The sequence below is a fragment of the Paracoccus sp. BR5-17 genome (assembly GCF_055693925.1).
This window is the reverse complement of sequence record NZ_JBVFUV010000004.1, coordinates 24,088-47,107: the sequence shown is the minus strand read 5'-3', so window position 1 is coordinate 47,107 and position 23,020 is coordinate 24,088. Positions and strand designations below refer to the sequence as shown.

The following is a 23,020-nucleotide window of genomic DNA, read 5'->3' as shown; positions in this document are numbered from 1 at the left end:
TCGGATTCCAAGGTGGTCCGGCCAGTCAGTTCGACGGGGTCGAGGATCCGCCGCTGGTCGAGGATGCGCCGCCGCTGGTCGAGGATGCGCCGCCGCTGGTCGAGGATGCGCCGCCGCTGCCGCGGTGCTGCTCGACAGCGTCCGTGGCCATCATGTCCGGGCTTTCCGCGCAGACGACCATGACTTCCTCGACCGGGATTTCGAACATGCCGGTGACGCGGACGACATTCATCGAGCCTATCGATGCGCCGTCCATCGCGCCGCCCGCCGCGCCTGGGGCGGACATGTCGCCCGAGGCCGCGGTGCCGCCGCCGGCCGCCGCGCTGCTGCCGCCCTGGCCTGCCGCCGGGGATGCGGTTCCGTTGCTGGCGGTCGCGGGGCTGCCGCCGGTGCTGGACGCGTCAGTGCCGCCCGTGGCTGCGGCCGATCCGCCGGAAGCTGCCCCCGAACCTGCAGAAGCCGATGGCGTGGACGCAGCCGATCCGCTGCTGTCGGCCGTTCCGCCGCCGGCAGAGGTCGCCGCCTGGCTGGCGTCGCCGCCCGTCGCGGTGGCGCTGCCGCCTGCACCCCCCATGCCTGCGCGGCTTCCTGCTGGTAGCCCGAGACATAATAGAGAACGCCCGGCACGAGGCGCGTGTCCATCGCGGTGATGTCGGCGCAGGTGACCTGGTCCGGGCTGCGTTCGCCCATGCTTCCCGTCGCAGCGCCATCCTGTCCCTGTGCCAGTGCCACGGTGGCAGGCAGCGTGCAGACGGCCGTCAGGGCCGCCAGTTTGACAGAAAATCGCATGATAAGCTCCTCCTTGAAGGCTTAAGGATCCTGCAAACACGGGGCCGTGATCGTTTGTTCCCCCCGGGGCGCCCGCAAAGGCGGGACCGGCGCGGCGCAGCGGCGGGGGCCGTTACTTCTTCTTCCGGCGCGGAGGACCCGGGCCGGCCGCGCCAAGGAGGCCGGCAAGACGACGCCGCTTCGCGATGCCGTGATCGCGGGTCACCTGCTAAGGACGCGAATGCTTTCGCTTTTCCGGAAGCAGCCGGGGCTGCCCGACAGGAAGGCGATGCCGCGGATGGGCGCGGGCAATGGCGTGTCCCGCGGGCCGGCCATGCGCGACGCCGGCAGGGGATCACGGAACCTCACAAAGCCGCGAGGGGTTGGGCGTCCAACGGTCAGGCTTGCGAAGGGCCACATCAGGATGAATACCCGCCGCAACATCAGGATGTTGCAGATGTCCGCCCTGTGCCTGCTGCTGGGCGGCTGCGACGGCCCGCAATCCGCGCTGATGCCCCGGGGGCAGGACGCGGCGCAGCTGTACCTGATGTTCCTGGTCATGCTGGCGGGCGCGGTGGTGATCTGGCTGGCCATGAACGGGCTGTTCTTCTACGTCACCCAGGTGAACCGACGCGCCTTCCCGATCCGCCACGGCAACTGGATCATCCTCGGCGCGGGCGTCGTCCTGCCGGCGGTCGTGCTGGGGGCGCTGCTGTCCTGGGGGCTGTCGATCATGCCGTCGCAGCGCGCGCCGGGCGACGGGCTGGTCATCCGCGTGACCGCCGAGGAATGGTGGTGGCGGGTCGAATACTGGCCGCCAGGGGCCGAGGCGCCGATCCTGTCGGCCAACGAGTTGCGCTTCCCCGCCGGCAGCCGGACCGAACTGCGCCTGACCGCCCGCGACTTTATCCATTCGCTGTGGATCCCCTCGCTGGGCGGCAAGATGGACATGATCCCGGGTCGCGAGAACGTCCTGACGCTTCATCCCGATCTGGAAGGCTTCTACCGCGGCCAGTGCGCCGAGTTCTGCGGCGCCTCCCACGCGCTGATGGCCTTTCAATCGGTGGTGATGGCGCCCGGCGACTTCGACGACTGGCTTGCCGGTCAGGCCGCGCCCGCCCCCCGCCGCAGGGGCAGACCGAGGCGCGCGGACAGGCGATCTTCCGCGACGAGGGCTGCGGGGCCTGCCACAGCATCCGCGGCACCGAGTTCGCCGGCAGCCTGGGGCCGGATCTGACCCATCTGGCCTCGCGCGCCTCGCTGGCCGCGGGCATCATGGAGATGGACCGGGACGATCTGACGCGCTGGATCGCCCATGCGCGCGAGATCAAGCCCGAAGCCGCCATGCCATCCTATGACTGGCTGGCGCCGCAGCAGCTTGCCGACCTGGCGGCCTATCTGGAGAGCCTGGAATGATCGACCGGACGCCCCAGGGCATCTATCCCCCGACCGAGGCGATGCTGGCCGAACCGGTCCCGCAGGACGTCAGGCAGGGCCAGGAGGACCGGCTGCGGCGGATCTGGAAGACCAGGACCGGCCTTGGCTACCTGACAACGGTCAACAATTCCGAGGTCGGCAAGTGGTATTCGCTGACCTGCTTCGCCTTCATGCTGTCGGCAGGGCTGCTGGCGCTGCTGATGCGCGTGCAGCTGGCCTTCCCGGGACTGCAGTTTCTGGATCCGGACCGGTTCAACCAGTTCTTCACCATGCACGGCTCGGCGATGATGTTCCTGTTCGCCGTGCCGCTGTTCGAGGCCATGGCGATCCTGATCCTGCCGGCCTTCCTGGCTGCGCGCGACATGCCCTTTCCGCGCCTGTCGGCCTTCGGCTACTGGTCCTTCCTGATCGGCGGGGTGTTCGTCCTGGGCTCGGTGCTGTTCGACGCCGCGCCCACCTCGGGCTGGTTCATGTATCCGCCCCTGGCGACCGAGGCTCCGGGGGTGGGGTCGGACATCTGGCTGCTGGGCCTGTCGTTCATCGAGATCGCCTCGATCGCGGCGGCGGTCGAGCTGATCGTGGGGGTGCTGAAATGCCGGCCGCCGGGGATGCGGATCAACATGATGCCGCTTTACGCCTGGTATGTGCTGGTGGTGGGCGGGATGATCCTGTTCGCCTTCCCGCCGCTGATCGCGGGCGATCTGCTGTTCGAACTGGAACGCGCCCTGGACTGGCCGTTCTTCGACCCGTCGCGCGGCGGCGACCCGATCTTCTGGCAGCACCTGTTCTGGATCTTCGGCCACCCGGAGGTCTATATCGTCTTCCTGCCCTCGGTCGCGATCGCGGCGATGATCGTGCCGACGATGGCGCAGCGCCCGATCGTGGGGTATTCCTGGATCGTGCTGTCGGCGGTGGGAACGGGGTTCCTGTCGTTCGGCCTGTGGGTGCATCACATGTTCACCACCGGGCTGCCGATGATCTCGCTGGCCTTCTTTTCCGCCGCCTCCGAGGCGGTGGTGATCCCTACCGGCATCCAGCTGTTCGTGTTCCTGGTCACGCTGATGGTGGGGCGCGTGCAGAAAAGCCTGCCGCTGCTGTGGATCGCCGGAGGGCTGGCGATCTTCACCGCGGGCGGGCTGACCGGCGTGATGCTGGCCGTCGCGCCCTTCGACTGGCAGGTGCACGACACTTATTTCATCGTGGCGCACCTGCACTATACCCTGTTCGGGGGGATGGTCCTGCCGGTGATGGCGGGGGTCTATTACTTCTATCCGTTCTTCACCAAGCGCCTGCTTTCGGTCCGGCTGGGCAAATGGGCCTTCTGGCTGATCTTCGGGGGGTTCAACCTGACCTTCCTGCCGATGCACCTGACGGGGCTGCTGGGAATGCCGCGCCGGGTCTTTACCTATCCCGCGGATCTGGGCTGGAACACGCTGAACCTGATCTCGACAGTCGGGGCCTTCATCATCGCCGCGGGCTTCCTGATCTTCGCCTGGGATCTGCTGCGCCCGGGCAAGCCGCGGCTGCGCGAGCCGAACCCCTGGAAGGCCGGCACCCTGGAATGGAGCGCGACCCTGTCGGACGAGGACTGGGGCGTGCGGTCCATCCCCTTCATCACCTCGCGCTATCCGCTGTGGGATCAGCCCAAGCTGGTCGACCGCATGGCGGAAGGGCGCTTCTACCTGCCTGACGCCCCCGAAGGACTGCGCGAGACGCTGGTGACCAGCGTCATCGACGCCCGGCCCGTCCAGATCCAGCGCGTCACCGGCGATGCCTGGATCACGCTGGCCGCTGCCGTCTTCATCGGCGGCTGCTTCATTCTGCCGACCTTCCACCTCTTTGCGCCGGCGGTGGTTTCCGGCCTGCTGGGCGTGGCCTGCATCGTCTACTGGCTGTGGACATCGACCGCGCGCATCCCCGAGGAGGAGATGAAGGACGCAGGGCTGCAGTTGCGCCTGCCCACCTATGCCGCCGGGCCGCAGTCGGTGGGGTGGTGGGCCATGTGGATCACCATGCTGGGGGACGCGACGGCCTTCGCGTCCATCGTGTTCGGCTTTTTCTTCTACTGGACGGCCCGCCCGGACTTCCCGCCGGCGCAGGCCGACCATGCCGACGCGGTGCTGGTGCTGCTGGCGACGCTGGCCCTGGTGCTGTCCTGGGTGATGACGATGGCGGCGCGGCGGCTCAACCGCGGGAGTGATCGCCGGCGGGCGGTGGGCGCGCTGGTGCTGGCGCCGCTTCTTGCGCTGATCGGCGGCGGGCTTCTGGTCCTGTCGGTGCTGGATCTGTCTCCGGCCAGCCACGTCTATCCCGCGGTGATCTGCGCCCTGGTCATCTGGACCGGGGCGCATGTCCTGACCGGGGTGCTGATGCAGGGCTACTGCCTCGCCGGCCTCGTCTTCGGCAAGATCGACGCCGATCACGACGCGGATCTGTGGAACGTCTCGCTGTTCTGGCACTTCCATGTGCTGACGGTGCTTGTGACCGCCGCCGTCATCGGCCTGGCGCCGAGGCTGCTATGAGGGAGGATCGGGTGACGGGGATCAGCCACCGCCAGGACCAGGACGAGTTCCGCGGCGCTACCGGCAGCCTGTTCCGCATCGCGCTGGCGCCGACGGTCTGGGCGTTCCACTTCCTGTTCTGCTACGCCGGCGCCGCCGTCTGGTGCGCCAAGCACGCCACGCCCGGCGGCGTGACCTTCCTGCGCCAGTCGATCGCGGTCCTGACGGTGCTGGCGCTGCTGGCGATCGCCTGGCAGGGCTGGCATTCCTACCGGCAATGGTCGCCCCACGACCACGACGACCACGTCGAGGGGCCCTATCGCTTCCTGGGACACGCCGCGCTTCTGCTGTCGATCATCTCGTTCGTCGGGGTCGTCTACGTGGCGCTGCCGGCCCTGTTCATCGGAAGCTGCCGATGAGCGTCCGCTGGCCTTTCGCCCTGGGGGGCCTGCTGCTTCTGGCCGCCATCTGGCTGCTGCCCCTGCACGAGGCGCCGCGCTTTCCGCTGCACATGGTCCGCCACATGGTGCTGGTGGCCTTGGCCGCGCCGCTGCTGGTCCTGGGCTTTCCGGCGATTGGCGGCTGGCTTTCGCTGCCGCCGCTGGTGGCGGCCGCCCTGGAATTCGGGCTTGTCTGGGCCTGGCACCTGCCTGCCGCCCACGGGCTGGCCTACCGGCTGCCGGCCGGCTTCGCGGTCGAGCAGGCCAGCTTCCTGCTGGCCGGGCTGGCGGTCTGGGGCAGTTGCCTGCGCGGTGTCGCCCTGGGCGATCCGGGGCTGGCGCTGGCCGGGGCAGGCGGGCTGCTGCTGACCTCGATGCACATGACGCTGCTGGGCGCGCTGCTGACGCTGGCGCCGCGCGATCTCTATGCCGCCTTCTGCGGGACGCCCCCCGCCCTGGGCGCGCAGGCGGTCGGCGGGATGCTGATGCTGGCCATCGGCACGCCGGTCTATCTGGCGGGGGGCGTCGCGCTGGCGGCGCGGGCGCTGTCGCTGCGCGAGGTGGCGTCATGAGCCGTCTGCGCATCGTCGCGATTACCCTGGCCGCGGTGGCGGGGCTTGCCGCCCTGGCCGGGGCCGCGGTGGTGTTCCTGGGCCTTTACAACACCTCGGCCAAGGCCGGGCACTGGCCCGTCTCCGCCTGGGTGCTGCACACCACCTTCCAGAACGCGGTCGAGTTGCGCGCCCCCTCTGCCGAGGCCGTGCCCGGGGATCTGGAGGATCCGGCGCTGATCGAACTGGGCGCGCGGCATTTCGACAGCGCCTGCCGCATGTGCCACGCCAGCCCCGGACAGCTGGCCGACGCCACCATCCGGGCGATGGAGCCGCTTCCGCCCCGGATCGAGGAGGCGGTGGCGGACTGGCAGCCGGCCGAGATGCACTGGATCGTCGAGCAGGGTGTCAAGATGTCGGGCATGCCCGCCTGGCCCGCCGAAGCCCGCGGCGACGAGGTCTGGGCCGTCGTGGCCTTCCTGACGGCGGTCAAGCGCGGGCTTGGCCCCCAGGACTATGCCGCCCTGACCGCTGCCGCGCCGGAAGGCTATTGCGCCGGCTGTCACGGCAGCCAGGGCACCGCGCGCGCGCCCCGGCTGGACATCCTGTCGCCCCAATACATCGCCACCGCCCTCCAGGCCTATCGCACCGGTGCCCGGCCCAGCGGCATCATGTCCCACGCCATCAGCCAGGTGGACCCGGCGGCGGATGCCCGCCTTGCCGCCGCCCTGGCCGACTTGGACGCGGCCGTGGAGCCTGCGCGCCGCGTCGGCAACGGCGCGGGTGCTGCCGCCGAGGCCGAGGCGATCGCCCGGACCGGGGCGCCGGGCGTGCCCGCCTGCCTGTCCTGCCACGGGCCCCGCAACCGCAATCCGCTGATCCCGCCCCTGGACGGGCAGGGGCAGGCCTATCTGGAACAGCAGTTGATGCTGTGGCGCGACGGCCGGCGCGGGGGCGGCGAACGGGCGGTGCTGATGCACATGGCCGCCCAGTCGCTGTCCGACCCGCAGATCCGGGCGCTTGCGGCCTATTTCGCAAGCAGGACCCCGGCCGACGGGGACCGCGCCGACTGACCGGCGGCGGGCGGTGCTGCCTGCGGCTGCGGCAGGCGCCGCCCCGGCGTGGTCAGGCCTGTTCGGGCAGGGACAGGTTCAGGCCGCTTTGCGGATCGAAAAGGTGCCAGCTGTCGGGCTGCATCCCAAGATGCAGGACATCGCCCTGCTGGGGAAGCGCGCCGGACTGCGCGCGTTCGGCGGGCAGGCGCAGGCCGATCTCGTGCCCCTGGACGGTGCCGAAGGCATAGGCCTCGGCGCCCAGCCATTCGACAGTCTGTACCGCCAGCGGAAGCGTCCCCGGCAGGGCGTCGGACAGCCGCAGATGTTCGGGGCGCACGCCCAGTTCGACGGCCTGCCCCGCTTGGCAGCGCGAACCCACCAGGGCGCGGCGCGCATCGCTGGCGGGCAGCGCCAGGCTGGCCGGCCCTTCGAGGCGCAGCCCTCCTCGAACGACAGCGTGCCGCTGAGAAAGTTCATCTCGGGCGAACCCAGGAACCCCGCCGTAAAGCGGTTGCGCGGCCGCAGATACAGTTCCTGGGGACTGCCGATCTGCTGGATCTCGCCGAAGTTCAGCAGGGCGATGCGGTCGGCCATGGTCATCGCCTCGACCTGGTCATGGGTGACGAAGATCGAGGTCGCCTGCAACTGGTCGTGCAGGTGCCGGATCTGGTGGCGCGTCTGGCTGCGCAGCTTGGCGTCCAGGTTGGACAGCGGCTCGTCGAACAGGAACAGCTTCGGCTGGCGCACGATGCAGCGCCCCATCGCCACGCGCTGCCGCTGGCCGCCGGACAGATCGCGCGGCTTGCGGTTCTCCAGCCCCTCGAGCTTCAGCATCGTCAGGGCCTGCGCCAGACGCGCGTCGATGGTGGCCCGGTCGATGCCGCGCATCCGCAGCGCGAAGGTGATGTTGTCGGCCACCGACATGTGCGGATAGAGAGCATAGCTCTGGAACACCATCGCCATATCGCGGTCCGAGGGGTCGGCCCCGGAGATGTCCTCGCCCGCCACGCGGATGCTGCCGCCCGAGATCGGCTCAAGCCCGGCGATCATCCGCAGCAGGGTGGACTTGCCGCTGCCCGAGGGACCGACCAGGCAGACGAACTCGCCCGCTTCGATGGCCAGGTCCACGCCGGGAACCACCACCGCGGCGCCATACCTTTTGGAGACGTTCCTGAGTTCCAGATAGGACATGAAGCCTCACTTCACCGCGCCGGCCATCAGGCCGCGGATGACATAGCGTTGACCGAACAGGATGAGCACGAGCGCCGGGATCATCGACACGACCGAGGCCGCGGCCATCTCGCCGTAGCGCACCTCGTGTTCCTGCGCGAAGGTGGCGATCGCGACCGGCGCGGTCATGGTGTCGCGGTCCGACAGGTTCAGCGCGATGGCAAAGTCGCTCCAGGCGCTGATGAAGGCCAGGGCGCCGGCAGCCGCCATGCCCCCCAGCGACAGCGGCAGGACGATGCGCGCGAAGACCTGCCCGTAGCTGCATCCGTCCAGCCGGGCCGCCTGAACCAGCTCGTTCGGGATGGCCAGGATGAAGCCGGCCATCAGGAACAGGGTGGTGGGAAGGTTGTGGACCACCTGGGTCAGGATCAGCGCCGCATAGGTGCCGTGCAGCCCGGCGTTGGAATACATCACGTGCCACGACCCCACGAAGGTCAGCGTGGGCAGCATGTGGAACACCAGGGCCCAGCCCATCAGCAGCCAGGTCGCCCATTTCGGCGGCTGCAGCCGCACGATGGTGAAGGCCGCCAGGGTGGCGATGGCCAGCACGATCACCGTCGAGATCACCGCGACGATGGCGCTGTTGGCCAGGTTCGCCAGAAAGTCCGACTGGCGCGAAAACAGAAGCTGGCGGTAGTTCACCAGCGTCACGGGCGCCAGCGGCGTGCCCATCAGGATGTCGATCTGGCGCTTGAAGGAATTGGTCAGGATCCAGATCATCGGCCCCAGGATCAGCAGGGCATAGCCCCAGGCCAGCATGTTTCCGGGGTGGAAGCGTTTCGTCACGGCCCGCCTCATGGCCGGGCCTCGCGGCTGCGGCGCAGGCGGATCAGCCCGTTGACGACGACGATCAGGACCGCGACCGCAGCCAGCGTCAGGACCGACATCGCCGCGCCAAGGCCGGTGTCGTCCTGGGCGAAGAAGGTCCGGTAGATCGAGAAGTTGATGACCTCGGTCGCGGTGCCGGGCCCGCCGCCGGTCAGCAGATAGATTTCGTCGAAGACCTTGAAGGACAGGATCAGCCGCAGCCCCAGCGTGATGACGATCGTGGGCAGCATCAGCGGCAGGGTGACGTGGCGCAGCCGCTGCCATCCCGAGGTCACGTCGAACCGGGCGGCGTCGAACACCTCCTGATCCAGGCTTTCCAGCCCGGTCAGCAGCAGCAGGAAGACGAACGGCGTCCAGTGCCAGACATCCACCGCGATGACCGAGAACAGCGCGATGCCGGCGTCGCCCAGGAAATCGACCGCCGGCAGGCCCACCGCCTCAAGGATGGCGTTGACCATGCCGAAGTCGCGCCCCAGCAGCAGGCGCCACATGGCCCCGATGACGATGGGGGGAATGACGATCGGCAGCAGGAAGATCGCCGTCAGGATCGACCGCGGCACGCCCCTGAGGTTCTGCACCGACAGGGCCATGCAGAAGCCCAGGATCATCTGGCAGGCCACCGCCAGCAGCGCGAAGACGATGGTGTTGCGAACCCCGGCCCAATAGACCGGCTGGTCCAGGAACACCGCGCGGTAATTCTCCAGTCCGACGAACCGGCTGGTGGACTGGCCGTCCGCCCAGTGGACCTCGGACAGGCTGAGGCCGATGAGGTTGAAGACCGGATAGACCGACAGCACCAGCAGGACAAGCGCCGCCGGCACCAGCGAGCCGATGCGCCAGACCGCGTTGCGTTGGCCTTTGGTGGTGGTTCGCATCTTGGGTTCCTGCACCGTGGAGACGTGCGGCGGCCGGCGCAAGGCCAGCCGCCGCACCGTCAGAGCGAGCCCGGCGGGGTCAGCGTGTAGCCGGCCCCGGCAAGGATGTCGTGGGCCTGCGCCGCGGCCGCGTTCAACGCCTCCCTGGCGCTGATTTCGCCGATCAGCGCCCGGTTCAGTTCCAGCGAGATGACGTTGCTAAGCTCAACGCCTTCCACCAGCGGCATGTTCATCTGCGAGACCTCGGCATTGGCCGAGAAGGCCTGCAGGAAGTCGAAGGCCGGGTCGCCCTGGAACTCTTCGGCCAGATCGCCGCGGACCGGCACGCCGCCTGCGGCCACGTATTCGATCTGCGCCTCGCGCGTGAGGAACCAGGTCAGGAAGTCCAGGGCCGCCGCCTGCTTTTCGGCGGGCACGTTGGTGGGGATGCTGGCCATCCAGTGCCCGGCGGCGGAGCTGTGGGGATGCCCGGGCTTGGCCGGGATCAGCGCGGTGCCGATCTGCCCGGCCACGATGGAGCTGGAGGGGTCGTTCAGCGAGGCATTGGCGGCGATCACCGCGATGGCCTGCGCCGCCCGGCCCGTCGCCAGAAGTTGGATCAGTTCCGCCTGGGCGATGGCGCCCGGGTTCTCGATGCCGGATCTCGCGGGCGATGCGGATATAGGTTTCCAGGGCCTCCAGGGCTTCCGGGCTGTTCAGCACCACGGAATAGTCGCCGTTCGCGGGATCCTTGAAGAAGGCGCCGCCGTGGCTGAACAGATAGGGCGTGAAGTTGTAGAGGATCGAATCCTTGGCGCCCCGGGTCACGAAACCATAGGTCTCGTCATCCTTCAGCGCCTTGGTGTTGGCCTCCAGCTCGTCCCAGGTCTCGGGAACCTCAAGGCCTTTTTCCTCGTACAGATCCTTGCGATAGTACAGCACCTGCACGTTTCCGTTGATCGGCAGGCCCAGCAGCCTGCCCGACGGGTCGAAGGATTTCGTCTCGGCGTTCCAGTGCGTGCTGTTGCCGAAGGTCAGGACGTTGTCCGGGACCGTCAGGCCCGCTTGGATCTCGTCCAGGGGCCTGAGGAAGCCGCCCGCATAGAACTCGGCCAAGGCCGAGGAATTCAGCGCCAGCAGGTCATAGGACCCCTCGGCCGCGCGCAGCGAGTTGCGGGACTTCTCGATCATGCCGTTGAAGGGGGTGACGTCCAGCGTGATGGTGTTGTCGCTCTGGTCCTCGTATTGCTCGACCATCTCGATGAAGGCGTTCAGCCAGGGCGACTGGCTGATGATCATCCGGATCTCCTCGGCGGATGCGGGTGATGCCATGACCAGTGCCGCGGCGCCGCCCAGCAGACGGCGGCGCCACCGTCCTGTCCCATGATTGAAGCCCAGCATTCGTATCCTCCCTTGCCCCTTGGTGTTCTCTCCTCATCCCTGCAGGGGATGCTCCCACAGAATGCTTACCAATCCGGCGGCTTCAGGAAAAATCGCGAGGGCGATTTGTCCGATAACCGCCGGTTATCAAGTGCCCGCGGCGGACGGCCCGGCGTCATAGGCGATGCGGAACCCGCAGTTGCTGGCGCAGCTGTCGGGCGGCAGCGCCGACCGCGCGGCGATCCGGTAGCGGTAGCAGTAACTGATGTGGCACAGGAACGAGCCGCCCTTCAGCACCTTGTGCTGCTCTTGCACGGCCAGGCGGTTGCGCTGGCGCGCCAGCCGGCCCTGGGAATGGAAGCGCCAGGGGTCGCGGGTCCATTCCCAGACATTGCCCGCCATGTTGTAGAGGCCCGCCCCGTTCGGCGCGAAAGATCGGGCAGGCGCGGTGCCCCCGAAGCCGTCGGCCAAGGTGTTTTCATCGGGAAAGCGGCCCTGCCAGATGTTGCAGAAAATCCGCCTGTCGTCGGGCTCGTCGTCGCCCCAGGGGAAGCGGGGATCGTCCAGGCCGCCGCGCGCGGCATGTTCCCATTCGGCCTCCGACGGCAGCCGCCCCTTGGCCCAGCGGGCGAAGGCGTTGGCGTCCTTCCACGAGACCTGGACCACGGGATGATCCTCGCGCCCCAGAAGGTCCGAGCCCTGCCCCTCGGGCGCGAACCAGCAGGCGCCCTCGACCGGCACCCACCAGGACAGGCTGCCCGAAGCCGCGGGCCGGGCGGCCAGGGCGGGCGGCAGCAGGCCCCAGAAGACCGGCGACCAGCCGATGGTTTCGGCTTCGGTGACATAGCCGGTGGCGGCGACGAAGGCCGCGAAGCGCGCGTTCGTGACCGTCTCTGCCTCGATCTCGAAGCCGCGCAGGTCGTGCTTGCGGAGAATGCCCTCGCCGTCCTCGGCGATCACCGGCCGGAGCGTCCCCGTATGGCTGCGGGCCGGGGCAAAGCGGATCCGCGCGGGCGCGCGGGCATCCGCGATCCGCGCCATCCGCGCCGGCGGCGGGCAGGCGCCGGGTTGCGCGGGGACGTTCACGCGCCTGGCACAGCAGCTCATGCCCGCGGTCCCGCGTCGAAGGCCATCGCCAGCGAAAACCGGTGGGTGCCGCCGCGCGGCGTCGGCCGCAGCGCCCCGGCCTCGCGAAGCGCGGCCCGGGGCAGGCGGTCATGGGTCGCGGGCTCGAGGCACAGCAGGTTCACGCCCGGCCTGCTGTCGCGCAGGGTCTGAAAGACCGGCAGCGCGCCTGCGTCGTAGTCCAGGGTGAAGCGGCCCCAGGACGAGGTCAGCACTGCCCGTGCCTGCGCGTCGGCCCCCGAAGGACGGGTGCGGATCCCGTCCTGCAGGCAGGGCTGGCCCACATCCTCGCCGTTCAGCTCCAGCCGCATGCCGGGCGCCGACAGCGGATAGCCCAGATTGACGTGATACATCGCCATCACCGCGATCTGGCCGGCCAGCACGCGAACCTCGTCGGTCAGGCGGATCTCGGCGCGCGTCAGGGGCAGGTCGATGCGCCGCCGCAGCCGGATCCCGCCCTGGTCCAGCGAATACTGCGTGACCTCGGCCTCGATCCGGCAGATCGTCTCGCCGTTCTCGACCACGGGGGCGGCCATCAGCAGGGTCGCAGGCTGGTGCATCATCGCGCCGTGCAGGGGATAGGCGCGGCCCCCGTCGGTTTCGGGCTGGCGGATGTGGTCGATGCCGCAGGTGGACAGCAGCCCCGACAGCGGCTGGTTGGTCCGCAGCCGCGCCGGATCGGCCATGCCGATGGGGCCCGTCCAGCCGAAGGGAACGCCGCAATGCCGCACCTGGCCCAGATCCAGCCCGCGATCCGGCCACAATTCGACGTCAAGCCCCGCCGCGGTTTCCACGCGGATCAGGCGCTGACCGCTGGCAGGCCCGTCATCAAGGCGGAAATGCCGGATGCCGACCAGCCGCAACGGGTCCGGCACCAGATCGTCGTCGGGCAGGAACAGCGCGCTCATGCAGGGGCCAGGTGGTCGAGCCCGTACCACCGCAAGGCGTCGGGGGGCGCTTCCAGATCGGCCAGCAAGGCGGCAAGCTGCCGGTAGAGGCGCGCCTCGACGGCGGGATCGCGGATGGGGTTCTTCTGCTGCGGATCGGCCGCCAGGTCATAGAGCGCGAAGCCGGCATCCGCGAAGCCGTGGCCATCATGCTGGGGCACGCGCATGGCGTCGGGTTGCGCCTCGATCTTCAGGACGGGCACGCCCCCGGTGAAGCCGAAGCCCGGATGAAGCGTCGCCGTCGCCAGTTCCTTCGCGGTGAAGCAGCCCCGCATATGCGCCGGGGCCAGGGTGTATTCGTGCAGCCCCGGCGCGGCGAAATCCGGCGGGCAGTGGGTCATGACGTGGCGCCCGTCGGTGACGGAGAGCGGCCCCCCGAAGATCGCGAAGGCCACCACGCGTTCATCATCGGGCCGGTCCTGATCCAGCAGCGGCAGCACCGAACGTCCGCGCACATCCGCCGGGACGGGCAGCCCGAAGGCATCCAGCACCGTCGGCATCAGGTCCGGCGTCCAGGTCAGGGCCCGCCGCCGGGTTCCGGCCGTCCCGGGATGGGCGGGATGCCAGATCATCAGCGGGATGTGCGACACTTCCTCGTAGGAGGGCATCCGGCACTTGCCCCACCATTCGTGTTCTGTCAGCAGGAAGCCGTGGTCGGTCGAGACCATCAGCGCCGTGTCCCGCCACAGGTCATGGGCGTCGAAGTGATCCAGCAGCCTGCCGAAGTATTCGTCGCACATCCGCACCAGGGCGGCGTAATTGGCGCGGATCTCGGCGATTTCCTCGGGGGTCTCCTGCACGCGGGCATAGGCCGGCCAGTCGAGGACGCCGCCCGTCCAGTCGCTGTCGCCCGGCCGGCGAAAGCGGTAGGGGACGGTGAAGGGCTCGTGCGGGTCGAACAGTTCCAGTTGCAGATACCAGTCGTCCTCCTCGCCGTTCCGGTCCAGGAACTCCAGGGCGGCCCGGAAGCAGGAGGGACCGGGCAGCAGCGCCTCCTGGGTCATCGAGTCCATGTTGATCATGTGCTGGACATGGCCGGGATTGGTCGCCGGATCATAGTGCCGGGGCGCGAAGATCCGGGCGAAGCGGTCGAAGTCGGGCCGCAGCTGGGCCTTCCACTGGTCATGCTCCTGCCCGCGCATGAATTCCCAGGTGCTGAACTTGGTGTGATAGCCCGCCCCGCCTTCCTCGAAATAGTGGAAGTGGTCGGTGACAAGATGCGCGTGGATGCCCGCGCGGCGCAGTTCGGCAGGCAGGGCGGTATCGAAGGGCTCGAGCGGGCCCCAGGACCGGTGCATGAAGCCGGGCCGGCCGGTCATCATGTCGCGGCGGGCGGGCATGCAGGGCAGGCTGCCGGCGTAATGGCGCTCGAACGTCGCGGCGCGGGCGGCGAAGCGGTCGAAGTTCGGCGTCTCCACCCCGGCGGCATAGGGGCCGATGCCGTGCCGGTTCAGGGAATCGAACAGGACAAAGACGAACTTCATGCCGTTGCCCCCGCCCCGCCGTCCAGCCCCATCCAGCGGTAGAATTCCGGGGTCGCGTCGTGGCGCCGCAGTTCGGCCAGGACCGCCGCGGTCAGCCTGCCCTGCACGGCGGCGTCCCGGATCGGCGCGGCCTGGGCCGGATCGGCCCGGATGTCGAACAGCATGGTCGCGAAGCTGCGGAACACCTTTCGGTCCGGTCCGGGCGGGCGCCTGGCCCCGACCCGGGCCGGGATGCTCAGCAACGGCACGCCCTTGGTGAAGTCCAGCGGCCCGCGCAGGGTCGCGTCGCGCAGTTCCTCGGGGGTGAACAGGCTGTGGAGATGCGTGGGCATCAGCGTGTATTCGCGCAGGCTTTCGTCGTCCAGATCGGGGGGATACAGGATCAGCCGGTGGCTTGCGTCCGCCACCCCGATGGGCCCCCCGAACATGCCGAAGATCACGGTGCGGTCGTCGGGGGTGTCGAGGCGCGGCAGGATCGAGGGGGCGCGGACCTCGGGCGGGACCGGCTGGCCGAAAAGCTCCAGAAGCGTGGGCATCAGATCCGGCGTCTGCGTCACAAGCGCACTGCGCGTCCCCGGCCGCGTCACGCCGGGCAGGTGCATGATCAGCGGAATCCGCGCCAGTTCGTCGTACCAGGGCGTCACGTTCTTGCCCCACAGGTCGTGTTCGGACAGCAGGAAGCCGTGGTCGGTGGACAGGATCAGGGCGGTGTCGCGCCAAAGATCGTGGTCGTCGAAATAGTCGAGCAGCCGCCCGAAGTATTCGTCGCACATGGCCAGCAGCGCGGCATAGTTGGCGCGGATCTGGGCGATCTCCTGGGGGGTGTCGTCGGTGCGGCCGTAATGCGGCCAGTCGAGGATGGGCCCCGTGTAGTCCGTGGGGAAGCGGTCGTGGAACCGCTGCGGGGCCACGAAGGGTTCGTGCGGGTCGAAGCATTCCAGATGCAGCAGCCAGTCGTCCGCCGACCGGTTGTTGTCCAGGAAGGCGAAGGCGCGGGAAAAGCATTGCGGGCCCGGAAAATCGGCCTCTTCGCGGATGAAGTGCCGGTTGACCTGGTGCTGCAGGCGGTTCCGGTGCGCGGGATCGTTGTAATGCTTGTCGGAATACCTTCGGCGGAACTCGGCCAGCGGGGGGTCGGCCAAGGCCGCCCAGCAGTCGTATTCCTGGCCCCGGACGATGTCCCAGGTGGAATAGCGGTTGTGGTAGGTCGCGCCGCCGTCCTCGAGGTAGTGGAAATGGTCGCTGAGCAGGTGGGTGTGGATGCCGGCCTGCGCCAGCAGCGCCGGCATCGCGTTGTCGAAGGGTTCCAGCGGCCCCCAGGACCGGTGCATGAAGTTCAGCCGGCCGGTATGCAGGTCGCGCCGCGCCGGCATGCAGGGCAGCGATCCGACGAAGTGATTGTCGAAGGTCAGCGCCCGGGCCGCGAAACGGTCGAAGTTCGGGGTCGGCACCTGGCCGCCATAGCAGCCCAGATCGCGACGGTTGAGAGAATCGAAAAGCACAAAGACGGCGCGCATGGTGTCCCCCTGGTGCCATCCCGGCTATCACCCGGGCCGGCCCTTGCCCAATACCGCCTTGGATCGCTTCGATAACCCGCGTATATCGGTGGCGGGGTGGGGACGATCATGCACGACATCTGGCGCCTGCGTCACTTTCTGGCCGTGGCCGAGGCCGGCAGCTTCCACGCCGCGGCGCGCCACCTGAACACCAGCCAGCCGGCGCTGACGAAGTCGATCCGCCAGCTCGAGGACGCCTTCGGCACCGAACTGTTCATGCGGCTTCCGCGCGGCATCCGCCTGACCGAGGCCGGCGAGAACCTGCACCTGCGCGCGCGCGAGATCGAGGCGTCCTGGAACGCCGCCGTGGTCGAGATCGGCGCGCAGGCGTCCGGCCTGGGCGGCGTCATGCGCATCGGCGGCGGGCCGGTCTATTCTGCGGCCTATTTTCCCAGGGTGCTGGCCGACCTGCGGCGCAACTTTCCCAATCTGCGCGTCGCGGTCTCGACCGGGGTGGGCTCGGAACTGCTGCCGGCGCTGAAGGTGGGCGACATCCGCGCCTATGCCGGCGGCGTCCCCGAGGATCACGCCGAAATGGGACCGCAATTCGTCACCGAGATCCTGTATGACCAGGCGAACGCGCTGTTTGCCGCGGCCGATCACCCGCTGTTCGACCAGGGAGAGATCACGCCCCTGGACACTCTGGCCTATCCCTGGCTGAGCCTGTTCAGCGGGTTGCAGGCCAATACCCGCATTGAACAGTTCTTCGCCGGGCATGGACTGGCGGCGCCCCTGGTCGCCCTGGAATCCCATTCGATGCAGATCGCCCTGCAAATGATCGCCGAACACCGCTTCATCGCCTGCATGCCCGTCCCGCTCGCCTCGGTCTTTCCGGGGCTGCGCCTGCGGCAGGTGGATCTGGCGGGCTTCTGCTGGTCCATCCCGACGGGCGTGACCTATCACCGGTCGTCGGCAGGCTTCGCGCCGGTGGTGACCATCCTGCGATCTCTGCGGCGCCTGACCGCGGGCGCGGCAGGGCTTGGCGCGCCAGGGCCGACGGCCAAGCAAAAAACAGACTGAATCTGTCGGAAATGGTTGACGGCCCCGCAGGGGCGGGTAAAGGGGGTTCGGTATTCCGACAAGTTCAGTAGGTTTCTCATGCACCCTCTGCCTCGCTTCGTTCTTCTTGCCGGCGTCAGCGCGCTTGCCCTGACCGCGCCCGTCCTGGCGCAGGACGCCGAAACCGCCACCGGCACGGCGGGGTCCGGTGACGCGGCCTTCGTTCTGGGCGACATCACCCTGACGGCCGATGACGTGGCAGGCTATGTGGCCGGCGGCGCGCAGACGACGAAATCCGCCACGCCGATCGCGGAATCGCAGCAGTCCGTGTCGGTCGTGACCCAGGACCAGATCGAGGACCAGGGCGCGCAGAACCTGGGCCAGGCCCTTGCCTACACCGCCGGCGTCCTGGCCGAACCCTTCGGCATCGACCCGCGCTCTCGACACGCCCTATATCCGCGGCTTCAAGGCCGAGAACGCCCAATACGTGAACGGCCTGCGCCAGGGGCGCTATTTCGGCGCGGTGGGGCAGGAAATCTACGGCCTCCAGCAGATCGAGGTGCTGCGCGGCCCGTCATCGTCGCTCTATGGCGCGGGCTCGCCCCTGGGGGTCATCAACATGGTCCAGAAGCGCGCGCGGTCCTTCGATTTCGGCGAGGCGGGCATCGGCTATGACAGCAACGGCAGCGCCAGCCTGTTCTTCGACGTGAACCGCGCCCCGTCCGACGACCTGTCGTTCCGCATCACCGGAATCGGCCGGGACGAAAGCACCCAGATCGAGGACCTGACGAACAAGGGCGGCTATCTGGCCGGGGCGTTCCGCTGGACCCCCGGCGAGGCGACGTCCATCGATTTCCTGGCGAACTACACCAGGGATTCGCCGCTGTCGCCGACCGGCGTGCCCTTCGCGCTGACCCGGATCGGCGACGGCGACGATCTGCGCGACCTCTACACGGGGCAGAAGGACTGGGACGACAGCGACCGCAGGATGTACAGCATCGGCGCCGAGGTCAGCCACAGGCTGGACAACGGCTGGACGCTGAGCCAGGGCTTCCGCTATGAGAGCCTCGACTGGGACTATCGCGGCACCTATGCGAATGCGGTGATCGGGCCCGACCGGATCAGCCGCGGCTCCAGCGACCAGAGCGAAGAGAGCGACACGATCAGCCTCGACACCCGCCTGTCGGGCGAGGCGACGACCGGGCAAGCCGTCCACAAGCTGCTGTTCGGCGCGGATCTGCGCAAATACGATGCCTTCGAAAGCAGCCTGTTCGGGACCGCAAGCGATCTGGACCTGCGGGATCCCGACTACGATGCCGGCGGACGCGTCTTCTTCGGCGAACCCAATGCCGGGGACACCACCCTGCGCCAGGTCGGGATCTATGCCCAGGACGAGGTCGAATACCTGAACTGGCGCGGCTCGCTGGGCCTGCGCTATGACTGGATCGAGCAGACTGGAGAGCGTTATGGCTCACCTTCCGAATACAAGGAAAACGAGGTCACCGGCCGCGCCGGGTTGTCCTACGTGATGGCCAACGGTGTCATGCCTTACATCGGTTACTCGACCGGCTTCGACCCCCAGGCGAGCGTGGACATCGAGGGCAATGTCCTGAGGCCGATCAAGGGCGAGCAATGGGAGGTCGGCGTCAAGTACCAGCCGCAAGCATTCGAGGGACTTATATCCGTTGCGGTTTACGACCTGCGGCAGGAAAATGTCAGCCGGAGCGTAGTGGAGGGAGGGGTTTTCGGGGTTCGCCAGATCCCGGAAGTCAAGTCCCGCGGTCTGGAAATCGAAGCGACCGCCGAAATTGCCGATGTCTGGAGGCTGCGCGGAGCCTATGCCTACAACGAAACCGAGCAAACGGCGCCGCTTGTGCCTGACGTAGACGGCAACGAACTGCTCGACGCGCCCAACCACCTGGCAAGCCTGTGGCTGGATCGCGACTTCGGCAACGGCCTGCGTGTGGGCGGCGGCATCCGCTACATCGGCGAACGCTTCATCGACGCCGCCAACAGCGCCGAACTGGACAGCGTGACGCTGGTCGATCTGGGCGCCGGATACACCCGCGGCAAGGTCGAGATGTCGCTGAACATCGCCAACCTGACCGACGAGGTCTATGTCGGTGCCTGCGGCTTCTCCTATTGCTCGTATGGCGAGGGGCGGACCATCGCGGCGAAGCTGGCCTATACGTGGTGAACGTCCGGGGCGGCGGGCCGTCGCGCCGGGCGGTGCTTGCCGCGGTCGGGGCCGCGGCCATGCTGGCGGCCCGGGCGCCCGCGGCGGCAACCGGGCCTGCGCCGCGCCTTGCCGCGATCGACTGGGCGATGCTGGAGACGGCCATCGCCATCGGCCACATGCCCGTCGCCGCGGCCGAACTGGTGCGCTTTCGCGCCGACGTGGCCGAACCGGCGGTTCCCGATGCCGTCATCGACCTGGGCCTGCGCGGTGCGCCCAACTTCGAGTTGCTGCAACTGGTGCGGCCGGACCTGATCCTGTCCTCGCCCTACTATGCCCATCACGAGGATCGGTTGCGCCGGATCGCACCGGTCCTGTCGCTGCCCTTCTTCGTGCCGGGCGAAGCGCCGCTGCCCAAGGCGCTGGCGGCGCTGACGGCCCTTGCGGACGCGGTCGGCGACCCCGCGGCCGGTGCCCGCGCCCTGGCCGGGGCCGAGGCCGAACTGGACAGGCTGGCGCTGCGGCTGAAGCCCTTCCGCGACCGGCCGGTGGCGCTGGTCGACATCGGCGACGCGCGCCATCTGCGCGCGTTCGGGTTCGACAGCCTGTTCGGCAGCACGCTGGACCGCCTGGGACTGCGGAACGCCTGGACGGACCGCACCGCCTTCAGCTTCCTGGCCCCCGTGCCGATCGAGCGGCTGGCCCTGATGCCCGAGGCCCGGCTGGTGGTCGTGGGCGGCCTGCCCGCCTCTGCGGCGCGGGCCTTGTCGCGCAGCATCCTGTGGAAGGTCCTTCCCGCCGTGGCCCAGGGACGGACCTATCGGCTGGCCGACACCAACGCCTTCGGCGCCGTTCCGGCCGCGCTGCGCTTTGCCCGGCTGCTGGTTCAGGCCCTGGAAGCCGGTCCCGGACCCGTCGCATGACCGTACGGCTGCTGCCCTTCGCGCTGCTGGCGGCGCTGCTGTGGCTTTGGTCGGCGCTGGGCCTGCTGCCGTTCGCCCGCTGGCCGGCATGGCCGCTGGATCCGGCGGGGATGGACATACCCCAGATCCTTCTGGCCTTCGGCCTGATGCCGCGCGGCGTCGTGGCGCTGCTGGCGGGGGCTGTCCTGGGCCTGTCGGGGGCGATCCTGCAGGTGGTGCTGCGCAACCCCGTGGCCGATCCGACCACGCTGGGGATCTCGGCCGGCGCCCAGCTTGCCCTGGTCATGGCGACCATGCTGGCCCCCGGCCTGCTCGAATCGGGCCGCTGGCCGGTGGCGCTGGCGGGCGCGGGGACGGCTGCCGGGCTTGTGCTGGCCATCGGCGCGGCCCGGGGTTTCGCGCCCGTCAGCATGGTGATCACCGGGATGCTGGTCGGCATGACTGCAAGCGCGATCGCCACCGCGATGACGCTGGCCCAGGGGCAATACCTGCTGTCGCTGGTGATCTGGAACGGCGGCTCGCTGGTGCAGCAGGACTGGTCCGGGGTGCGCGTGCTGTCCGGGGTGCTGGCGGCCGGCGCCGCTGCCGCGGCCTTGCTGGCGCGTCCCCTGCGCGTGCTGTCGCTGGGGGCCGATGGCGCGGCAGGCCTGGGCCTGAACGTGATGCTGGTCCGGCTGCTGGCCGTCGGCCTTGCGGTGCTGCTGGCCGCCGCCGTGTCCGCCGAACTGGGGCTGATCGCCTTCGTGGGCCTGGCCGCCCCGGCCCTGGCCCGAAGCCTGGGGGCCGTGTCGATCCCCCGCCTGCTGGCGCTGTCCCCTGTCGTCGGGGCGGTGATCCTGTCGCTGTGCGACGGCGCGGTGCTGCTGGTGGCAGGCCGGCTGGGCGAGACGTTCCCGACCGGAGCGCTGACCGGCCTTGTCGGCGGCCCGCTGCTGATCTGGCTCTTGCCGAGGCTGCGCGGATCGACGCCGCCGGGCCGCGAGCGCGCCGAGGGACCCGCGCGCCGCCGCGCCCGTCCCGGCCCGCTGCTGGCGGGGATGGCCCTGGCCGTGGTGATGGCGGCCGTTCTTCTGGCCTGGATCGGCCGCGTGCCGGGCGGCTGGACGGTGCTGGATGCCGACAGCCTGGCGGCCTTCCTGCCCACGCGCCTGCCCCGGCTGATCGCCGCGGCCTCGGCCGGTGCGGCCCTGGCCATCGCGGGCGCGATCCTGCAGCGGCTGACCGCCAACCCGCTTGCCTCGCCGGAGGTGCTGGGCGTCTCGGGCGGCGCGGCCCTGGGCTATGCGGGGGTCGTCTATCTGGTCGCGGCGCCGACGGCCGCAGCCCTTGCCGCGGGCGCCGTGGCAGGGGGCGGCGCGGCCCTTGCCGCGGTCGCGGGCTTCGTCAGCCGCCGCGACATGCCGGCCGAACGGGTGCTGCTGGCGGGGATCGCGGTCTCGGCCCTGGCCTCGGCCCTGCTGTCGGCGGCGATGGCGGTGGGCGACGTGCGGTCCTTCCAGATCCTTGCCTGGCTGTCGGGCTCGTCCTCGACCGTGACCATGACGGGCGCACTGGCGCTTGCGGGCCTTGCCGCCCTGACCTGGACCGGCGCGTTGGTGGTCTGTCGCTGGCTGGCGGTGCTGCCGCTGGGCGGCGGGGTTGCGAGTGGGCTGGGGCTGCCCCTGCGCCGGGCGCGCATGATCCTGATCGCGCTGGCGGGGCTGGCCACCGGCGCGGCGACGGTTCTGGTGGGTCCCTTGTCCTTCGTGGGCCTGATGGCCCCGCATCTTGCCCGCAGCCTGGGTCTTGCGCGTCCGGGCGATCACCTGTCCGGGGCGGCGCTGACCGGCGCCGGGCTGATGCTGGCCGCGGACTTCGGCGCGCGGATGGCAGGGTTTCCCTATGAGTTGCCGCTTGGGCTGTTCGCCTCGCTGATCGGCGCGCCCTGGCTGGTCTGGCTGATGACGAGGTCGCCGCGATGAGCCTGTTCTCGATCCGGGATCTGAGCGTGGATGTGCCGGGGCGCCGTCTCTTGCACGGGCTGACGCTGGATCTTCCCGCGGGGCGGACGATCGCGCTGATCGGCCATAACGGATCGGGCAAGTCCACGCTGCTGCGGGTCCTGGCCCGGCAGATCGCGCCCAGCGGCGGCAGGGTCGCCTTCGAGGGTCGCGACCTGCCCGACTGGCGCGCCCGCGACTATGCCCGCCGGCTGGCCTTCCTGCCACAGCACCCCCGCCGCCGAGGGAATGACCGTGCGCGAACTGGTGGCACTGGGCCGATCCCCTGGCACGGCGCGCTGGGCCGCTTCGGGGCCCGGGATCATGCGGCCGTCGCCCGGGCGATGACCGAATGCGGCGTCTCGGCCCTTGCCGACCGGCTTGTGGACAGCCTGTCGGGGGGCGAACGCCAACGGGCCTGGCTGGGGATGATGGTGGCGCAGGAAGCCGCCGCCCTGCTGCTGGACGAGCCGATCAGCGCGCTGGACATCGCCCACCAGGTCGAGGTCCTGGCCCTGATCCGCCGGATGTGCCAGGAAACCGGCCGCAGCGCGGTCATCGTCCTGCACGACGTCAACATGGCCGCGCGCTTCTGCAGCCACGTCGTCGCGCTGAGAGAGGGGCGGCTGATCCTTCAGGGCGGCCCCGCCGACCTGATGCAGCCCCAGGCGCTGGAACGGATCTACGGCCTGCCGATGCAGGTCCTGTCCCGCCCTGGCGGCGACCCGGTCGCCACGCCCGCCTGACCGGACCCATCAGGCCAGCCTTGGCGGCGGGGCCGCCGGGG

Annotated in this window: 20 protein-coding genes and 3 pseudogenes; 12 read left to right on the top strand and 11 right to left on the bottom strand. The window is 69.5% G+C overall.

The features are described from left to right. Positions 1-25 precede the first annotated feature (25 nt). Entirely contained in the window at positions 26-574 is a 549-nt protein-coding gene (locus ACZ1HC_RS15670) for a hypothetical protein (protein WP_472700903.1), read from the bottom strand. Between the two features lie 651 nt (positions 575-1,225). On the opposite strand from ACZ1HC_RS15670, the gene ACZ1HC_RS15665 reads away from it, so the two are divergent. Genes ACZ1HC_RS15665 through ACZ1HC_RS15640 form a run of 6 tightly spaced genes read left to right on the top strand, consistent with a single transcriptional unit; the run spans position 1,226 to position 6,770 of the window. Then, on the top strand, positions 1,226-2,005 hold the full coding sequence (locus tag ACZ1HC_RS15665; RefSeq protein WP_472700902.1) for a cytochrome c oxidase subunit II: 780 nt from the start codon (positions 1,226-1,228) through the stop codon (positions 2,003-2,005). Further along, entirely contained in the window at positions 1,927-2,184 is a 258-nt protein-coding gene (locus ACZ1HC_RS15660; protein ID WP_472700980.1) for a c-type cytochrome, read from the top strand. The genes ACZ1HC_RS15665 and ACZ1HC_RS15660 overlap by 79 nt, the downstream gene beginning before the upstream one ends. Beyond that, positions 2,181-4,727 (top strand): cbb3-type cytochrome c oxidase subunit I, encoded by a 2,547-nt coding sequence (locus ACZ1HC_RS15655; RefSeq protein WP_472700901.1) that lies wholly within the window; start codon positions 2,181-2,183, stop codon positions 4,725-4,727. Before ACZ1HC_RS15660 ends, ACZ1HC_RS15655 begins: the two co-directional genes overlap by 4 nt. A gap of 11 nt (positions 4,728-4,738) precedes the next feature. Next, positions 4,739-5,125, top strand: a complete 387-nt coding sequence (locus ACZ1HC_RS15650) for a hypothetical protein (protein WP_472700900.1) — start codon at positions 4,739-4,741, stop codon at positions 5,123-5,125. Next, positions 5,122-5,718: a cytochrome c oxidase assembly protein gene (locus ACZ1HC_RS15645; protein WP_472700899.1), complete on the top strand. Its 597-nt coding sequence runs from the start codon at positions 5,122-5,124 to the stop codon at positions 5,716-5,718. The genes ACZ1HC_RS15650 and ACZ1HC_RS15645 overlap by 4 nt, the downstream gene beginning before the upstream one ends. Further along, on the top strand, positions 5,715-6,770 hold the full coding sequence (locus ACZ1HC_RS15640; protein WP_472700898.1) for a c-type cytochrome: 1,056 nt from the start codon (positions 5,715-5,717) through the stop codon (positions 6,768-6,770). Before ACZ1HC_RS15645 ends, ACZ1HC_RS15640 begins: the two co-directional genes overlap by 4 nt. A 52-nt stretch (positions 6,771-6,822) precedes the next feature. Here ACZ1HC_RS15640 and ACZ1HC_RS15635 read toward each other — a convergent pair whose 3' ends face one another. From ACZ1HC_RS15635 to ACZ1HC_RS15590, 10 genes and pseudogenes are all read right to left on the bottom strand, one after another. Then, the gene (locus ACZ1HC_RS15635) at positions 6,823-7,089 is read right to left on the bottom strand and encodes a TOBE domain-containing protein (protein WP_472700897.1); all 267 of its coding nucleotides are present in this window, start codon (positions 7,087-7,089) and stop codon (positions 6,823-6,825) included. A 431-nt stretch (positions 7,090-7,520) separates the two neighbouring features. Continuing rightward, a pseudogene (locus ACZ1HC_RS15630) lies at positions 7,521-7,943 on the bottom strand (ABC transporter ATP-binding protein); the annotation flags it as partial. A gap of 6 nt (positions 7,944-7,949) precedes the next feature. Next, on the bottom strand, positions 7,950-8,768 hold the full coding sequence (locus tag ACZ1HC_RS15625; protein WP_472700896.1) for a carbohydrate ABC transporter permease: 819 nt from the start codon (positions 8,766-8,768) through the stop codon (positions 7,950-7,952). 8 nt (positions 8,769-8,776) lie between these two features. Beyond that, entirely contained in the window at positions 8,777-9,685 is a 909-nt protein-coding gene (locus tag ACZ1HC_RS15620) for a carbohydrate ABC transporter permease (protein WP_472700895.1), read from the bottom strand. Positions 9,686-9,744: 59 nt separating this feature from the next. Continuing rightward, positions 9,745-10,242 carry a hypothetical protein gene (locus ACZ1HC_RS15615; RefSeq protein WP_472700894.1) on the bottom strand — a complete coding sequence of 166 codons (498 nt, stop codon included), beginning with the start codon at positions 10,240-10,242 and terminating at the stop codon, positions 9,745-9,747. A 151-nt stretch (positions 10,243-10,393) separates the two neighbouring features. Further along, positions 10,394-10,921: pseudogene (locus ACZ1HC_RS15610) on the bottom strand (ABC transporter substrate-binding protein); the annotation flags it as partial. Positions 10,922-11,191: 270 nt separating this feature from the next. Continuing rightward, complete coding sequence (locus ACZ1HC_RS15605; protein ID WP_472700893.1) at positions 11,192-12,151, bottom strand: formylglycine-generating enzyme family protein; 960 nt, start codon at positions 12,149-12,151, stop codon at positions 11,192-11,194. Beyond that, a complete protein-coding gene (locus ACZ1HC_RS15600) occupies positions 12,148-13,077 on the bottom strand; it encodes a DUF4432 family protein (RefSeq protein ID WP_472700892.1) in 930 nt (309 codons plus the stop codon). The genes ACZ1HC_RS15605 and ACZ1HC_RS15600 overlap by 4 nt, the downstream gene beginning before the upstream one ends. Continuing rightward, the gene (locus ACZ1HC_RS15595; RefSeq protein WP_472700891.1) at positions 13,074-14,600 is read right to left on the bottom strand and encodes a sulfatase; all 1,527 of its coding nucleotides are present in this window, start codon (positions 14,598-14,600) and stop codon (positions 13,074-13,076) included. The genes ACZ1HC_RS15600 and ACZ1HC_RS15595 overlap by 4 nt, the downstream gene beginning before the upstream one ends. Then, the gene (locus tag ACZ1HC_RS15590) at positions 14,597-16,117 is read right to left on the bottom strand and encodes a sulfatase (protein WP_472700890.1); all 1,521 of its coding nucleotides are present in this window, start codon (positions 16,115-16,117) and stop codon (positions 14,597-14,599) included. Before ACZ1HC_RS15590 ends, ACZ1HC_RS15595 begins: the two co-directional genes overlap by 4 nt. Before the next feature lie 108 nt (positions 16,118-16,225). Between ACZ1HC_RS15590 and ACZ1HC_RS15585 the strand changes: the two genes are divergently transcribed. From ACZ1HC_RS15585 to ACZ1HC_RS15560, 6 genes and pseudogenes are all read left to right on the top strand, one after another. Continuing rightward, the gene (locus tag ACZ1HC_RS15585; RefSeq protein WP_472700889.1) at positions 16,226-17,176 is read left to right on the top strand and encodes a LysR family transcriptional regulator; all 951 of its coding nucleotides are present in this window, start codon (positions 16,226-16,228) and stop codon (positions 17,174-17,176) included. A 78-nt stretch (positions 17,177-17,254) separates the two neighbouring features. Next, positions 17,255-17,521: pseudogene (locus ACZ1HC_RS15580) on the top strand (hypothetical protein); the annotation flags it as partial. Between the two features lie 22 nt (positions 17,522-17,543). Then, entirely contained in the window at positions 17,544-19,352 is a 1,809-nt protein-coding gene (locus tag ACZ1HC_RS15575; protein ID WP_472700888.1) for a TonB-dependent receptor, read from the top strand. A gap of 59 nt (positions 19,353-19,411) precedes the next feature. Then, on the top strand, positions 19,412-20,254 hold the full coding sequence (locus ACZ1HC_RS15570) for an ABC transporter substrate-binding protein (RefSeq protein ID WP_472700979.1): 843 nt from the start codon (positions 19,412-19,414) through the stop codon (positions 20,252-20,254). Beyond that, positions 20,251-22,215, top strand: coding sequence for a Fe(3+)-hydroxamate ABC transporter permease FhuB (gene fhuB / locus ACZ1HC_RS15565; protein WP_472700887.1), 1,965 nt, complete (start codon positions 20,251-20,253; stop codon positions 22,213-22,215). Before ACZ1HC_RS15570 ends, fhuB begins: the two co-directional genes overlap by 4 nt. Then, positions 22,212-22,979, top strand: a complete 768-nt coding sequence (locus tag ACZ1HC_RS15560; protein ID WP_472700886.1) for an ABC transporter ATP-binding protein — start codon at positions 22,212-22,214, stop codon at positions 22,977-22,979. Before fhuB ends, ACZ1HC_RS15560 begins: the two co-directional genes overlap by 4 nt. Positions 22,980-23,020: the final 41 nt, after the last annotated feature.